This window comes from Pseudomonas sp. MF08831, from assembly GCF_059862645.1.
This window is the reverse complement of sequence record NZ_JCBCUX010000003.1, coordinates 121,908-136,502: the sequence shown is the minus strand read 5'-3', so window position 1 is coordinate 136,502 and position 14,595 is coordinate 121,908. Positions and strand designations below refer to the sequence as shown.

The window sequence follows — 14,595 nt, the reverse complement described above, 5'->3', positions numbered from 1 at the left end:
CCCCGCGGGGCTCCCTTTTTTATGCTGCGTTGAAACCTTAGAACAACACGCGGCTACGAATCGTGCCGTTGATGTGCTGCAGCTTCTCTTGCGCCAGGTCGGAGTACTCGGCGTCGACGTCGATGACCACGTAGCCGACTTTCTCGTTGGTCTGCAGGAACTGACCGGAAATGTTGATGCCGTTTTCTGCGAAGACCTTGTTGATCTCCATCATCACGCCAGGGATGTTCTGGTGGATGTGCAGCAGACGGTGCTTGCCAGGGTGAGCAGGCAGCGCCACTTCCGGGAAGTTGACCGAGGACACCGAGGTGCCGTTGTCGCTGTACTTGACCAGCTTCTCCGACACTTCCAGGCCGATGTTGGCTTGGGCTTCAGCGGTGGAACCGCCGATGTGCGGGGTCAGGATCACGTTGTCCAGGCCACGCAGCGGGCTTTCGAAGATGTCATCGTTGGAGCGTGGCTCCACCGGGAACACGTCGATCGCGGCGCCGATCAGGTGCTTGTCCTTGATCGCGTCAGCCAGGGCGTCCAGCTCAACCACGGTGCCGCGTGCAGCGTTGATCAGGATGCCGCCTTTCTTGATGGCGCGGATTTCCTTCTCGCCGATCATCCACTGGGTCTCAGCGGTTTCCGGTACGTGCAGGGTGACGATGTCGGACATGCCCAGCAGCTCGGTCAGGCTCGACACCTGAGTGGCGTTGCCCAATGGCAGCTTGGTCAGGGTGTCGTAGAAGAACACCTGCATGCCCAGGCCTTCGGCCAGAACCGACAGCTGCGTGCCGATCGAGCCGTAACCGACGATACCCAGCTTCTTGCCGCGGATTTCGAAGGAGTTGGCCGCGCTTTTGATCCAGCCGCCACGGTGGCAGGAAGCGTTCTTCTCAGGGATGCCGCGCAGCAACAAGATGGCCTCGGCCAATACCAGCTCCGCAACGGAACGGGTGTTGGAGTACGGTGCGTTGAACACCGCGATGCCGCGCTCGCGCGCCGCGTTGAGGTCGACCTGGTTGGTGCCGATGCAGAAACAGCCGACAGCCACGAGTTTCTTGGCGTGGTCGAAGATCTCTTCGGTCAGCTGAGTGCGGGAGCGAATGCCGATAAAGTGCGCGTCGGCGATCTTTTCCTTTAACTGGGCTTCCGGCAGAGAACTGGTGATGTACTCAATGCTGGAGTACCCAGCGGCCTTCAGTACGTCGACAGCCGATGGGTGGACGCCTTCCAGAAGAAGGAACTTGATCTTGCTCTTATCGAGAGAAGTCTTGCTCATCTGCGTAAACCTGTATCCCGGAGAAAAATGGCAGGGAATCGAGCAGTTAGTGCCTTGAATCAGTGCACAAGAGCTGACCCGGACGGCAGGAAAGCCGTCACCGCAGAAACGCCCTTGGGCTCTGTCCTGCGGGGGCGGTATGCTAGCATACGTGCCCCGCTAAACACCCATTCCTGCGACGTGAAGCGTTCTCAGGATGACCATGAATTGTTCGAGAGTTCTGTCGATGACCCATCCTGCCCTGATTGATGAGCTGAAGACCCTGGTTGAGCCTGGCAAAGTGCTGACCGATGCAGACTCCCTGGAGGCTTACGGCAAGGATTGGACCAAGCACTTCGCACCCGCGCCTTGCGCCATTGTGTTTCCCAAGACCACCGAGCAGGTGCAAGCCATCGTGCGTTGGGCCAACGAACACAAGGTCGCGCTGGTGCCTTCCGGCGGCCGCACTGGCCTGTCGGCTGCGGCGGTGGCGGCGAATGGCGAAGTGGTGGTGTCGTTTGACTACATGAACCAGATTCTCGAGGTGAACCTCACCGACCGCACCGCCGTGTGCCAGCCGGGCGTGGTCACCAAGCAATTGCAGAACGTCGCTGAAGAAAAGGGCCTTTATTACCCGGTGGATTTCGCGTCGTCCGGTTCGAGCCAGATTGGCGGCAATATCGGCACCAATGCCGGCGGGATCAAGGTCATTCGCTACGGTATGACCCGCAACTGGGTGGCCGGCATGAAAGTGGTCACCGGTAAAGGTGATGTGCTGGAACTGAACCGCGACCTGATCAAGAACGCCACCGGCTACGACATGCGCCAGCTGTTTATCGGCGCTGAAGGCACTTTGGGCTTTGTCGTCGAAGCCACCATGCGTCTGGACCGTGCGCCGAAAAACCTCACCGCCATGGTGCTTGGTACCACGGATTTCGACTCGATCATGCCGGTGCTGCACGCGTTCCAGAGCAAGCTGGACCTGACCGCCTTCGAATTCTTCTCCGACAAAGCCTTGGCCAAGGTCATGGGCCGTGGCGACGTGCCGGCACCGTTCGACACCGAGTGCCCGTTCTACGCGCTGCTGGAATTCGAAGCCACCACCGAAGAAGTCGCCAACCACGCCCTGGAAACCTTTGAGCATTGCGTCGAGCAGGGCTGGGTGCTGGACGGCGTGATGAGCCAGAGCGAAACCCAGCTGCACAACCTGTGGAAGCTGCGTGAGTACATCTCCGAGACCATTTCCCACTGGACGCCCTACAAGAACGACATCTCGGTGACTGTCTCCAAGGTGCCGGCGTTCTTGAAGGAAATCGACGCGATCGTCGGCGAACACTATCCGGACTTCGAAATCGTCTGGTTCGGCCACATTGGCGACGGCAACCTGCACCTGAACATCCTCAAGCCGGAAAACCTGAGCAAGGACGAGTTCTTCGCCAAGTGCGCGACCGTCAACAAGTGGGTGTTCGAAACCGTCGAGAAGTACAACGGCTCGATCTCCGCCGAACACGGCGTGGGCATGACCAAGCGCGATTACCTGACGTACAGCCGCTCGCCGGTTGAAATCGAATACATGAAGGCAGTCAAAGCGGTGTTCGACCCGAACGGGATCATGAACCCTGGCAAGATTTTCGCTGTTTAATCGCCCCTGTAGGAGTCGTTTCATGAGCTACCAGCACAAGTACGTCGACGGCACCAACATCCACTTTCCCCTGGGTAAAGTGGTGTGCATCGGGCGTAACTACGCCGAACATGCCAAGGAACTGGACAACCCGGTGCCCACCGAACCGTTGCTGTTCATCAAGCCGGGCAGCTGCGTGGTCGCGCTGGAAGGCGGCTTCGCCATCCCGACCGAACGCGGTTCGGTGCACTACGAGGCGGAAATCGCGGTGTTGATCGGCAAGCCCCTGTCGAACAAACCCAGCCGTGAAGAAGTGCTGGACGCCATCTCCGGCTTCGCGTCGGCCCTGGATTTGACCCTGCGCGACAAACAGGCCGAGCTCAAAGCCAAAGGCCTGCCGTGGGAAATCGCCAAGTCGTTCGATGGCGCGGCAGTGATTGCACCGTTCGTGGTCGGCAGCACCTTTGCGGACGTGACCGATATCGGTATTCGCCTGACCATCAACGGCGAAGTGCGCCAGGACGGCAACAGCTCGCAGATGCTCAACCCGATTATCCCGATGATCCAGCACATGGCTGGCTGCTTCTCGCTGCAGGCCGGTGACGTGATTCTCACGGGCACCCCGGCGGGCGTAGGTCCGTTGAACGTGGGTGACGAGCTGGTGCTGGAGTTGACGGGTGTGAGCCGTTTCGAAAGCAGCGTTCGCTGACTCCTGGCCAAACGCAGTAAAAAATGTGGCAGCGGGCTTGCTCGCGAATGCGGTGTACCAGTCAATACATTCGGTGACTGACACTGCGCATTCGCGAGCAAGCCCGCTCCCACATTGGATCTTCATACATTCTGAATCCCTGCTTTTGCATTTTTTTCACACGCCATCCGGATAATCCACACCCTCCTGCGCGCGGGCCCGCTGATCCTGTGCTATCACCTAACGCTGACTTTCCGGAAAAGCGCTCAATGGCCGTGACTTTGCCCTCCGCTGCACCCAAGCCCCGTTCACGCTTTGCCCTGCGCTGGTATTCCTGGCTGTTCCTCGCCGGGGCGATTGTGTATGGCGTTGCCTGGCTCATGCATTGGGATGACCGTGGCGTACTGTGGGTGGCGGAACGCTTTGAAACGCCGGCTGAGCAGCAGGCCAGCGTCTGGCTGCCGGACTACCATGCGGTCATTGACGGCAAGTTGCTGCCCGGCATGGAGAAGGATGAGGCTTCGGATCTTTCCTACAATCCGCAGACCAAGACCCTGTTTTCCGTGATGGGCAAAAACCCGTTCCTGATTGAGTTGAGCCTGCAAGGCGATGTGCTGCGCAAGATGCCACTCAACGGCTGGAACAACCCGGAAGGCCTGACGATGATGGAGAACGGCCTGATGGCCATTGTCGATGAGCGCATGCACACGCTCACCGTGGTGAAAGTCGATGCCGGCACCCAGCAACTGAATATCGCTGACTTCAAGAGCTACGACCTTGGCCCGTCCAAGGATCAGAACAAAGCCTTCGAAGGCATCACCTGGGACAAGCGCAATCAACAGCTCGTGCTGGGCGAGGAGCGCCCACCGGCGCTGTTTACCTGGAAAAGCGATGGCGCCACGCTGACGGGCGACAAGCAAAAACTCGCCAGCACCGAGCTGGACATGCGCAACCTGTCGGCCCTTGCCGTGGACCCGCGTACCGGCCACTTGCTGGCATTGTCGGCCGACTCCCACCTGTTGCTGGAGCTGGATGAAAAGGGCGAGCAAGTCAGCTTCATGACCTTGCTCGGCGGCTTCAACGGCCTCAAGCGCACCATTCCGCGTGCCGAAGGCGTGACCATGGACGAGCGCGGCACCTTGTACATGGTCAGTGAGCCGAACCTGTTCTACCGTTTCGAAAAACAGAAATAACCCACCATTACGTCGGGCATTTCTCCAATAGCGGCATTCGCCAGACATCCGGCAGCGTTTAAGTTTAAATTCAGACAGGCGTGATATTCATTCGCCACTTTTTGACTTCGAGCTGCCCTGATGCGTCGATTCGCCCGCCCCAAACCCGCGTTTTTTACTGTGCTGCTGATCGCCCTGGTAGCCGCCGGTGTGGTCGCACAGCAATTGCGTCTGTTCGAGCGCGCATGGTTTAACTGGCAGGCCTGGCGCCAGCCGGCCGATGAGCGCTCCATCGGCCTGGCCGATTATCGCGTCAGCCTGGAAGCCAAGGTGATCGAAGGCCTCGACGATGATGTCTCGGCCCTCACCTATGACCCGGTGCGCAAAAGCCTGTTTACCGTCACCAATAAAAACGCCGAGCTGGTCGAGCTGTCCCTGGATGGCAAGATTTTGCGGCGCATTCCACTGGTGGGTTTTGGCGATGCCGAGGCCGTGGAGTTCATCAGCGACAACATCTACGTGATCAGCGATGAGCATCAGCAGCGGCTGATCAAAGTGCACGTGAACGATGACACCCAGTTCCTCGACGCCGCCGATGCGGAGCAGATGACATTGGGTTTACACATGGGCGGCAACAAGGGTTTCGAGGGCCTGGCGTACGATTCGGTCGGCAAGCGCCTGTTTGTGGCCAAGGAGCGCGACCCGATGCTGATTTACGAGGTGCGCGGTTTCCCTCATTTCAAGCCGGAAAAAACCTACTCGGTGCACGTCATCAACAACCCCAAGCGCGATGCCGGACTGTTTGTACGCGATCTGTCGAGTTTGCAATACGACGAGCGCAGCGGCCATCTGCTGGCGCTGTCGGATGAGTCGTTTCTGGTGCTGGAGCTGGACATCGACGGTCGCCCGCTCAGCAGCCTTTCTCTGCTCAACGGGCGCCATGGCCTGCAAAAACGTGTGCCTCAGGCCGAGGGCATCGCCATGGACGACGAAGGCAGCTTGTACCTCGTCAGCGAGCCGAACCTGTTTTACGTGTTCAAGAAACCCTGATCAAAACATCCACTGCACACCCAGCGAATAGCCGGTCTGGCTGCCTTCGGCATGCCCCAGGCGGCTGTTTACCTCGGCGTAAACGCCCAGCTGCGGTGTGATCGCCAGCTGGCTGCCGACTTGGGCGCGGCCAAAGCTTTTGTCCACGGCACCCAGTTTGGCGGTGCGCGCCCGGCCGTCGGCGCGGGCGGTCAATTGCAGGTCGTCGAGACGCCCGTCAGCCAATTCCTTGACCCAGGCGATGTCGCCGTAAGGCAGCAGGCTCACGCCATAGGGCAGGGCGACGGCACCGCGCACGCGCCAACCGAAGCTGGCTTCCAGGGAGTCGAAAGATTGCTCCTGGTACTCAAGCGCCGTGCGCAGGTTCTGTTTTTCGTGGAATTTATCGATGCGCGAGTGACTGTAATCCAGACCGGCAAACGGACCACTCTTGACCGCGCCGACGTCGAAGTCATAGCCGCCCAGGACACGCGCGCCCAAGGACAATGCGTCGGTGTTGCCGCTTAGTTGCTGATTGAGCAAGACCGGGCCGCCATTGGCCTGGATCAACAAGTTGCGCTTGGCATCAAAGCGCGTACGACCCACGCTCAGGTCGCCGGCCAGCCAGCTCGGCCCGCCGTCGTTGAGCAAGGCGTAGGCCGCGGCCTGCCAGGTGTCGCTGTCGAGTTTGCCGCGGTGCTCGAGTTTGTCGCGACCGTTGAGGTAGCTCAGGCTGGCGCCGATGTTCAGGCTGGGCGTGAGTTGGTAGTCGCCGAGCGCGTGCACGCCCAAACGCCGCGCTTCAGGGTTGAGCGGGCTGTCGAAGCCGCTGTCCGGGGTGTATTCACCGTCCACGCCAACCTCGCCGTCAAAGCTGCCAACCTCGCGACTGGCTGCTTGCAAGCTCAGCCAGCGCCGATCATGCAGGCGCACCATGGCTTGGTGCTGGCGCTGTAGGTTGTCCTGCATGTTGCGTGCAACGGCGCCGCCGGAGGCAGTCGAGGCCATCAGGTCGGCGTTGGTCAGCTCCAGCACCAGGCGGCTGAGCAGGCGCGAATAGTCGCGCAGGCGCTGGTCGATGCGCGCCTGGCCGAAGGCGTCGGTGAGCACGGCTTTGTTGTCCTCGGCCGGGTCATGCCAGGTCGAGCCACCCGGAATTTTCGGGTTGTTGGTTTGGGTGTAGCCGTCCAGGTCGCCCAGCTCCCAGTGGGTGGCTTCGATATACAGAATCGGGATTTTCAGCGGCTCGAACGGCTCGCCATCGCTGCAACAGCCGGTGCCCTTGGGGTATTGCGGGTCCAGGCCAGGGTTGGTGAACAGGGGGATGTTCAATTCCTTGGCGATCTGGAAAGTGTGTTCGCGCAGCGAGGCCAGGGCGGGGTTGGCCGTGCTGTTCTGGCCGGCGTGGGCGTACATCATGTCGCCGGTGATCAGGCTGTCGAGGTTGATCATTGCCAGCATGTTCGCGCGCTGGCTGGCGCTGAGTGAGTCGACAAACGCCTTGGAGCCGCGCAGGCCTTCCTCTTCCGCGCCGAAGCCGACGATTTGCAGGCCGTTTTCCAGTTGCAGACCGCCGAGGTTCTTCGCCACTTCGGTCAGCACGCTGGCGCCGGAGCCATTGTCGTCCAGGCCTTGCAGGGTCGGGCGGCCGAAGTAGGTGTCAAAATGCGCGCCAATCACCACGTACCGCGGCGTGGTGCCGGCGGCGTAGGCCACCACGTTTTGAGAGGCGCGAGTGCCGTTGTTCCAGGTGAAGTTCTGGCGACTGAGGCTATAGGCCGAGCCCATCTGGCTTTGCATCCAATCTGCTGCGCCGGCGAAATTGGCGGTGCCGCGATACCGGCCGGGGTAATCGTTGATCAGCTTTTCCAGGGTGGTGTTGGCGTGCTGGCCGTAATCGTAGGCCTGGGTATGTGTCGACAGCAGGCTGCCGACCACGCTGATCGCGAGGGCTAGGGGCTTTATCACAAGGTCGTCCTTGAGGTGATGGGGAAGGTCAAGCCCAGACCCATTGCACAATGCGCGCCTCATTCCTTGAGCGATTGCAAAGTGGCGCATTGTTAAACGCGTGAGTCGCCTGGCTGTAATTTGTAACGGGTTTGATACTGAGTGAGGTGTGACATGCCGCGAGGTGGCGCACGATGTTGGCGAGGGGATGCAGCGAAAAGTAGCGTTTTTGTTACATAACTATCGAGGCCAGCCCATCGCAAATGTGGGAGCGGGCTTGCTCGCGAAGACGGTGTGTCAGGCCACTGATCCAGCGACTGACACAGCGCATTCGCGAGCAAGCCCGCTCCCACACAAACCCGGCTCCCACAGGGGGATTCGCGGTTTTTTAAGCCTTCAGGGTTTTCACGCCTTCAGAAGTGCCCAGCAGCAACACATCAGCCGGACGCGCGGCGAACAACCCATTGGTCACCACGCCGACGATCGCATTGATCTGCGTCTCCAGCTCCACCGGGTTGGTGATCTGCATGTTGAACACATCAATGATGATATTGCCGTTGTCGGTCAACACGCCTTCGCGGTACACCGGGTCGCCGCCCAGCTTCACCAGCTCGCGAGCTACGTGGCTGCGGGCCATCGGGATGACTTCCACTGGCAGTGGGAATGCGCCGAGTACCGCCACCAGCTTGCTGGCGTCGGCGATGCAGATAAAGGTCTTGGCCACGGCCGCGACGATCTTCTCGCGGGTCAAGGCTGCGCCACCGCCTTTGATCAGGTTCAGGTGTTCGTCGCTTTCATCGGCGCCGTCGACGTAGAACTCCAGGTCGCTCACGGTGTTGAGCTCGTACACCGGAATGCCATGGCCCTTGAGGCGTGCGGCGGTGGCTTCGGAACTGGCCACGGCGCCGTCAAATGCACCTTTGTGCTGGGCCAGTGCATCGATAAAGCAGTTGGCGGTGGAGCCGGTGCCGACACCGACGATGCTCTTGTCGTCGAGTTTAGGAAGGATTAAATCGACGGCGGCCTGGGCCACTGCCTGTTTGAGTTGATCCTGGGTCATGCGGGCTCCGGAACGGGCGGGGAGTTATCGAGGGCGGCGAGTATAACCCAACAAAACCTCGGTATTCGTGTGGTCGCCCGGCCAAAAGCCGGGTTAGACTCCTTGGCCCTGCCCAACCTGCTCAGTGATTCCCGCCGATGCTTGAACAGTACGTCAAAAAGATCCTCACCTCGCGCGTTTACGACGTTGCCGTAGAAACCCCCTTGCAGACCGCGCGCCAGCTCTCCGAGCGGCTGGGCAACACGGTCTGGCTCAAGCGTGAAGACTTGCAGCCGGTGTTCTCGTTCAAGATTCGCGGCGCCTACAACAAGCTGACCCAACTGAGCAGCGAGGAACGTGCGCGCGGCGTGGTCACCGCGTCTGCCGGCAACCACGCCCAGGGCCTGGCCCTGGCGGCGAAGGTGCTGGGGGTCAAGGCCACCATCGTGATGCCCAAGACCACCCCGGAAATCAAAGTGGAAGGCGTGCGTTCGCGTGGCGGCAAAGTCGTGCTGCACGGTGATTCTTTCCCGGAAGCGCTGGCGTATTCGCTGAAACTGGTCGACGAAAAAGGCTACGTTTACATTCACCCCTACGATGATCCGCACACCATTGCCGGGCAGGGCACCGTGGCGATGGAGATTCTGCGTCAGCACCCTGGGCCGCTGGACGCGATTTTCGTACCGGTGGGCGGCGGCGGACTGATCGCCGGTATCGCGGCGTACGTGAAATACCTGCGCCCTGAAATCAAGATCATCGGTGTCGAACCGGATGACTCCAACTGCCTGCAGGCCGCCATGGCAGCGGGCGAGCGTGTGGTGCTGCCAACCGTCGGCATCTTCGCCGATGGCGTGGCGGTGGCGCAGATCGGCCAGCACACCTTCGATATCTGCAAAGACTATGTGGACGAAGTGATCACCGTCAGCACCGATGAAATCTGCGCGGCGATCAAGGACATCTACGACGACACGCGCTCCATCACCGAGCCTGCTGGCGCACTTGGCGTGGCAGGAATCAAGAAATACGTGGAAACGCGGGGCATCACCGGTCAAACCCTGGTGGCCATCGACTCCGGCGCCAACGTCAACTTCGACCGCTTGCGCCACGTGGCCGAGCGCGCCGAGCTGGGTGAAGGCCGCGAAGCCATCATCGCCGTGACCATTCCCGAGCAGCCGGGCAGCTTTAAGGCGTTCTGCGAGGCTGTGGGCAAGCGCCAGATCACCGAATTCAACTACCGTTATCACTCCGGCCGCGAGGCGCACATCTTCGTCGGCGTGCAGACGCACCCGGAAAACGACCCGCGCAGCGCGCTGATCGCCAGCCTTACCAGTCAGGGTTTCCCGGTGCTGGACCTGACCGAGAACGAGCTGGCCAAGTTGCATATCCGCCATATGGTCGGCGGACACGCGGCCAAAGTCAGCGATGAGCTGGTGCTGCGTTTCGAGTTCCCGGAGCGTCCGGGCGCGCTGTTCAACTTTCTTAACAAACTGGGCGGGCGCTGGAACATCTCGATGTTCCACTACCGCAACCACGGCGCGGCCGATGGCCGTGTGGTCGCGGGCCTGCAAGTGCCGGCGGACGAGCGCCATCTGGTGCCGGCGGCCTTGGCGCAAATCGGCTACCCGTACTGGGATGAAAGCGAAAACCCGGCCTACCAGCTGTTCCTCGGTTAAGCGACTACGCTGACTGAGCGGCCTTCAAGGAATCAAGACCATGGAAACGCTGACCACCCTCAAGGTGATCCACATCACCGCCACTGTGTTACTGCTGCTCAGCGGCCTGGGCCTGGCGGTACTGGCCTGGCGCAAACGCAGCGCCGGTCCGACCGCTACCGTGCAACGTCCGTGGGCGTTTGTGTGGTTGTTGATGGGGGTGTGCATGGTCAGCATGCCGTTTACCGGTTGGTGGCTGGCGCACCTGATCGGCTGGCCGCTGGGGCAAACCTGGATTCTGGGCTCCAGCATCCTCTACACCGTGGCGGCGCTGGCCTGGTTCTGGCTGGTGGCGCGACTTAATCGCCTGCGTAAAGGCGAGGGCGGTAGCCTGAATTTCACGTTGGTGCTGGCGGTGGTCAGCCTGGTGGGGTTTGTGGCGATTGCCGGGTTGATGGGCGCCAAGCCGGTTTAAGGCTTTAAACCGCGTCGGCTGCATCGGGGGCAAGCCCCTCCCACACTCGACCGCATTCCAAAGGATCTACTCGGTTAAAGGTGGGAGGGGGCTTGCCCCGATAGGGCCATCAGCTACGCAGCGTGATTACCGGCCAGCCACGCTTCTGGGCCTCAGCCCGCAAATTCGGATCCGGGTCCACCGCCACCGGGTGGGTCACTTGCTCCAGCAACGGCAAATCATTCATCGAGTCGCTATAGAAGTAGCTGTCTTCCAGGCTATAGCCGGTCTCTTCCAGCCAACGATTCAAACGCGTCACCTTGCCTTCTCGGAAGCACGGCACGTCGGTGCTGCGCCCGGTGTAGCGGCCATTTTCCATCTCGCACTCAGTGGCGATCAGGGTTTCAACGCCCAGGCGTGCGGCAATCGGCGCGGTGACGAAGCGGTTGGTGGCGGTGATGATCACCAGCTTGTCGCCCGCAGCGCGGTGCTTGGCCAGCAGTTCCATGGCCTTGGGCAGCATGATCGGCTCGATGCAGTCGCGCATGTAGTCGTTGTGCCACTCGTTCAACTGGGCCATCTCGGTGCGGCCGAGGATTTCCAGGCAGAAGTTCAGGTACTCGGCGTTATCCAGCGTGCCGGCCAGGTAGTCCTGGTAAAACTCGTCGTTGCGGGCCTTGTAGGCCACCGCGTCGAGAATCCCGCGTTCGCAGAGGTAATCGCCCCAGGCGTGATCGCTGTCACCGCCCAGAAGCGTGTTGTCCAAGTCGAATAAAGCCAGGCGCATTGCAGTTACTCGCTGAAAAGTCTGTAAAAAGGCGTCCAGAATACGGTCTTTTCACAAGAGTGCACATAAGGTAAGAAGCCTCGTTGCCGCTGGAACAACGTTTGTGGAACAATGCGGTGACATGCGTTTGCGAGGTTGTTGCCGTGATCGACCCCGATGGTTTCCGTCCTAATGTCGGGATTATTCTTACGAATGATGCCGGACAGGTGCTATGGGCTCGCCGAATCAACCAAGATGCCTGGCAGTTTCCTCAAGGCGGAATCAACCCCGACGAAACCCCTGAAGACGCCTTGTACCGTGAGTTGAATGAAGAAGTCGGCCTTGAGCGCGAAGATGTGCAAATTCTGGCCTGTACCCGTGGCTGGTTGCGCTATCGTTTGCCGCAACGCCTGGTGCGTACCCACAGCCAACCGCTGTGCATCGGCCAGAAGCAGAAATGGTTTCTCCTGCGCCTGATCTCCAACGAGCAGCGGGTGCGGATGGATTTGACCGGTAAACCGGAGTTCGATGGCTGGCGTTGGGTCAGTTATTGGTACCCGTTGGGCCAGGTGGTGACATTCAAGCGCGAGGTTTATCGTCGCGCTCTCAAAGAGCTTGCCCCGCGCCTTTTAGCGCGCGACTGACGACGGAGTTCGACCCCGAGCCATGCTCAATACGCTGCGCAAGATCGTCCAGGAAGTTAACTCCGCCAAGGATCTCAAGGCGGCGTTGGGGATTATTGTGTTGCGCGTCAAGGAAGCCATGGGCAGCCAGGTCTGCTCGGTTTACCTGCTGGACCCCGAGACCAACCGTTTTGTGCTGATGGCCACCGAGGGCCTGAACAAGCGCTCCATCGGCAAGGTCAGCATGGCGCCCAATGAAGGTCTGGTGGGCCTGGTGGGGACGCGTGAAGAACCCCTGAACCTTGAAAACGCGGCCGATCACCCGCGTTACCGCTACTTTGCCGAAACCGGCGAAGAGCGCTACGCCTCGTTCCTCGGCGCACCGATCATTCACCACCGCCGCGTTGTCGGCGTGTTGGTCATCCAGCAAAAAGAACGCCGCCAGTTCGACGAAGGTGAAGAAGCCTTCCTCGTGACCATGAGCGCGCAGCTCGCCGGGGTTATTGCCCACGCCGAGGCGACGGGCTCGATTCGCGGCCTGGGCCGTCAGGGCAAGGGCATCCAGGAAGCCAAGTTCGTCGGCGTGCCGGGTTCGCCGGGGGCTGCCGTCGGTACGGCGGTGGTCATGCTGCCACCGGCCGACCTCGATGTGGTGCCGGACAAGACCGTCCACGACATCGACGCCGAAATCAAACTGTTCAAGACCGCCCTGGAAGGCGTGCGCGCCGACATGCGCAACCTGTCGACCAAGCTGGCCACGCAACTGCGCCCCGAAGAGCGCGCGCTATTCGACGTGTACCAGATGATGCTCGACGACGCGTCGCTGGGTAATGAAGTCAAAACCGTGATCAAGACCGGCCAGTGGGCCCAGGGCGCGCTGCGCCAAGTGGTCACCGATCACGTCAACCGTTTCGAGTTGATGGACGACGCCTACCTGCGCGAGCGTGCCTCGGATGTGCGTGACCTTGGTCGCCGTCTGCTGGCCTACCTGCAGGAAGACCGCACCACCAACCTGGTCTACCCCGACAACACCATCCTGATCAGTGAAGAGCTGACCGCCACCATGCTCGGCGAAGTGCCGGAAGGCAAACTGGTGGGCCTGGTCTCGGTTCTGGGTTCGGGGAACTCCCACGTCGCGATCCTGGCCCGGGCCATGGGTATCCCGACGGTCATGGGCCTGGTGGACCTGCCGTATTCCAAGGTTGACGGCATCGACATGATCGTCGATGGGCATCGCGGCGAAGTTTTTACCAACCCCAGCGAGCTGTTGCGCAAGCAATACGCCGAAGTGGTGGAAGAAGAGAAGCAACTGGCGCTGGGCCTCGATTCGCTGCGCGAACTGCCGTGCGTGACGCTCGACGGCCACCGCGTGCCGCTGCTGGTCAACACCGGCCTGCTCGCCGATGTGGCCCGCGCGCAACAGCGCGGCGCCGAGGGGGTAGGGCTGTACCGCACCGAAGTGCCGTTCATGATCAACCAACGGTTCCCGAGCGAGAAGGAGCAGCTGGCGATTTATCGCGAGCAACTGTCTGCCTTCCACCCGTTGCCGGTGACGATGCGCAGCCTGGACATCGGCGGCGATAAGTCACTGTCTTACTTCCCGATCAAGGAAGACAACCCCTTCCTTGGCTGGCGCGGCATTCGCGTGACCCTCGACCATCCTGAAATTTTCCTCGTGCAGACCCGCGCCATGCTCAAGGCCAGCGAAGGCCTGAACAACCTGCGCATCCTGTTGCCGATGATCTCCGGCACCCATGAGCTGGAAGAGGCTCTGCATTTGATTCACCGCGCCTGGGGCGAAGTGCGCGACGAAGGTGCCGACGTGCCGATGCCGCCGATCGGCGTGATGATCGAAATTCCAGCGGCGGTGTACCAGGCTAAAGAGCTGGCGCGGCAGGTGGACTTCCTTTCGGTCGGCTCCAACGACTTGACCCAGTACTTGCTGGCCGTGGACCGCAACAACCCACGGGTGGCCGACCTCTACGACTACCTGCATCCGGCGGTGCTGCAAGCCTTGCAACATGTGGTGCGCGACGCCCATGCCGAAGGCAAGCCGGTGAGCATCTGCGGTGAAATGGCCGGCGACCCGGCCGCAGCGGTGCTGTTGATGGCGATGGGCTTTGACAGCCTGTCGATGAACGCCACCAACTTGCCGAAGGTGAAGTGGATGCTGCGCCAGGTGAACCTGAGCATGGCCAAGGAATTGCTGGCCGAGCTGATGACTATCGACAACCCGCAAGTTATCCACAGCTCGCTGCAGTTGGCGCTGAAGAACCTGGGGCTGACGCGGATGATCAACCCGGCCTCGGCGAAGACCCTCTAGACCGAGGCACGGCCATCGCAGGCAAGCCAGCTCCC

At 60.8% G+C, this 14,595-nt stretch carries 12 protein-coding genes; 8 read left to right on the top strand and 4 right to left on the bottom strand.

The window, feature by feature from the left end; genetic code table 11:
- Positions 1 to 37: 37 nt before the first annotated feature.
- On the bottom strand, positions 38 to 1,267 hold the full coding sequence (gene serA, locus AC19YS_RS06825; protein WP_010167810.1) for a phosphoglycerate dehydrogenase: 1,230 nt from the start codon (positions 1,265 to 1,267) through the stop codon (positions 38 to 40).
- A 226-nt stretch (positions 1,268 to 1,493) separates the two neighbouring features.
- Here serA and AC19YS_RS06820 point away from each other — a divergent pair, with 226 nt between their 5' ends.
- From AC19YS_RS06820 to AC19YS_RS06805, 4 genes are all read left to right on the top strand, one after another.
- Positions 1,494 to 2,888, top strand: a complete 1,395-nt coding sequence (locus AC19YS_RS06820; protein ID WP_106575729.1) for a D-2-hydroxyglutarate dehydrogenase — start codon at positions 1,494 to 1,496, stop codon at positions 2,886 to 2,888.
- A gap of 22 nt (positions 2,889 to 2,910) precedes the next feature.
- Entirely contained in the window at positions 2,911 to 3,576 is a 666-nt protein-coding gene (locus AC19YS_RS06815) for a fumarylacetoacetate hydrolase family protein (RefSeq protein ID WP_500601287.1), read from the top strand.
- A 248-nt stretch (positions 3,577 to 3,824) separates the two neighbouring features.
- Positions 3,825 to 4,748 carry an SdiA-regulated domain-containing protein gene (locus tag AC19YS_RS06810; RefSeq protein WP_500601285.1) on the top strand — a complete coding sequence of 308 codons (924 nt, stop codon included), beginning with the start codon at positions 3,825 to 3,827 and terminating at the stop codon, positions 4,746 to 4,748.
- Between the two features lie 120 nt (positions 4,749 to 4,868).
- On the top strand, positions 4,869 to 5,777 hold the full coding sequence (locus tag AC19YS_RS06805; RefSeq protein ID WP_214247455.1) for an SdiA-regulated domain-containing protein: 909 nt from the start codon (positions 4,869 to 4,871) through the stop codon (positions 5,775 to 5,777).
- Here AC19YS_RS06805 and AC19YS_RS06800 read toward each other — a convergent pair whose 3' ends face one another.
- Both AC19YS_RS06800 and rpiA read right to left on the bottom strand, forming a co-directional pair.
- Positions 5,778 to 7,724: an autotransporter domain-containing protein gene (locus tag AC19YS_RS06800; protein WP_500601283.1), complete on the bottom strand. Its 1,947-nt coding sequence runs from the start codon at positions 7,722 to 7,724 to the stop codon at positions 5,778 to 5,780.
- A gap of 367 nt (positions 7,725 to 8,091) precedes the next feature.
- Positions 8,092 to 8,763, bottom strand: coding sequence for a ribose-5-phosphate isomerase RpiA (rpiA, locus tag AC19YS_RS06795; protein WP_119737384.1), 672 nt, complete (start codon positions 8,761 to 8,763; stop codon positions 8,092 to 8,094).
- Between the two features lie 137 nt (positions 8,764 to 8,900).
- Between rpiA and ilvA the strand changes: the two genes are divergently transcribed.
- Both ilvA and AC19YS_RS06785 read left to right on the top strand, forming a co-directional pair.
- Positions 8,901 to 10,415: a threonine ammonia-lyase, biosynthetic gene (gene ilvA, locus AC19YS_RS06790; RefSeq protein WP_106575723.1), complete on the top strand. Its 1,515-nt coding sequence runs from the start codon at positions 8,901 to 8,903 to the stop codon at positions 10,413 to 10,415.
- A 40-nt stretch (positions 10,416 to 10,455) separates the two neighbouring features.
- Positions 10,456 to 10,869: a DUF2269 family protein gene (locus tag AC19YS_RS06785; RefSeq protein WP_124418687.1), complete on the top strand. Its 414-nt coding sequence runs from the start codon at positions 10,456 to 10,458 to the stop codon at positions 10,867 to 10,869.
- A gap of 109 nt (positions 10,870 to 10,978) precedes the next feature.
- On the opposite strand, the gene AC19YS_RS06780 is transcribed toward AC19YS_RS06785, so the two are convergent.
- Positions 10,979 to 11,635, bottom strand: a complete 657-nt coding sequence (locus AC19YS_RS06780) for a histidinol-phosphatase (RefSeq protein ID WP_179609974.1) — start codon at positions 11,633 to 11,635, stop codon at positions 10,979 to 10,981.
- A 143-nt stretch (positions 11,636 to 11,778) separates the two neighbouring features.
- On the opposite strand from AC19YS_RS06780, the gene AC19YS_RS06775 reads away from it, so the two are divergent.
- Together AC19YS_RS06775 and ptsP are read left to right on the top strand one after the other, a co-directional pair.
- Complete coding sequence (locus AC19YS_RS06775; protein WP_003176750.1) at positions 11,779 to 12,258, top strand: RNA pyrophosphohydrolase; 480 nt, start codon at positions 11,779 to 11,781, stop codon at positions 12,256 to 12,258.
- A 22-nt stretch (positions 12,259 to 12,280) separates the two neighbouring features.
- A complete protein-coding gene (gene ptsP / locus AC19YS_RS06770) occupies positions 12,281 to 14,560 on the top strand; it encodes a phosphoenolpyruvate--protein phosphotransferase (RefSeq protein WP_500601282.1) in 2,280 nt (759 codons plus the stop codon).
- Positions 14,561 to 14,595 lie beyond the last annotated feature (35 nt).

Excerpts from the sequence above, each read along its gene's own strand:
- AC19YS_RS06820 (WP_106575729.1), top strand. The coding sequence starts at position 1,494 with ATGACCCATCCTGCCCTGATTGATGAGCTGAAGACCCTGGTTGAGCCT.
- ptsP (WP_500601282.1), top strand. The coding sequence starts at position 12,281 with ATGCTCAATACGCTGCGCAAGATCGTCCAGGAAGTTAACTCCGCCAAG.
- AC19YS_RS06780 (WP_179609974.1), bottom strand. The coding sequence starts at position 11,635 with ATGCGCCTGGCTTTATTCGACTTGGACAACACGCTTCTGGGCGGTGAC.
- AC19YS_RS06805 (WP_214247455.1), top strand. The coding sequence starts at position 4,869 with ATGCGTCGATTCGCCCGCCCCAAACCCGCGTTTTTTACTGTGCTGCTG.
- AC19YS_RS06785 (WP_124418687.1), top strand. The coding sequence starts at position 10,456 with ATGGAAACGCTGACCACCCTCAAGGTGATCCACATCACCGCCACTGTG.
- AC19YS_RS06810 (WP_500601285.1), top strand. The coding sequence starts at position 3,825 with ATGGCCGTGACTTTGCCCTCCGCTGCACCCAAGCCCCGTTCACGCTTT.
- rpiA (WP_119737384.1), bottom strand. The coding sequence starts at position 8,763 with ATGACCCAGGATCAACTCAAACAGGCAGTGGCCCAGGCCGCCGTCGAT.
- ilvA (WP_106575723.1), top strand. The coding sequence starts at position 8,901 with ATGCTTGAACAGTACGTCAAAAAGATCCTCACCTCGCGCGTTTACGAC.
- serA (WP_010167810.1), bottom strand. The coding sequence starts at position 1,267 with ATGAGCAAGACTTCTCTCGATAAGAGCAAGATCAAGTTCCTTCTTCTG.
- AC19YS_RS06815 (WP_500601287.1), top strand. The coding sequence starts at position 2,911 with ATGAGCTACCAGCACAAGTACGTCGACGGCACCAACATCCACTTTCCC.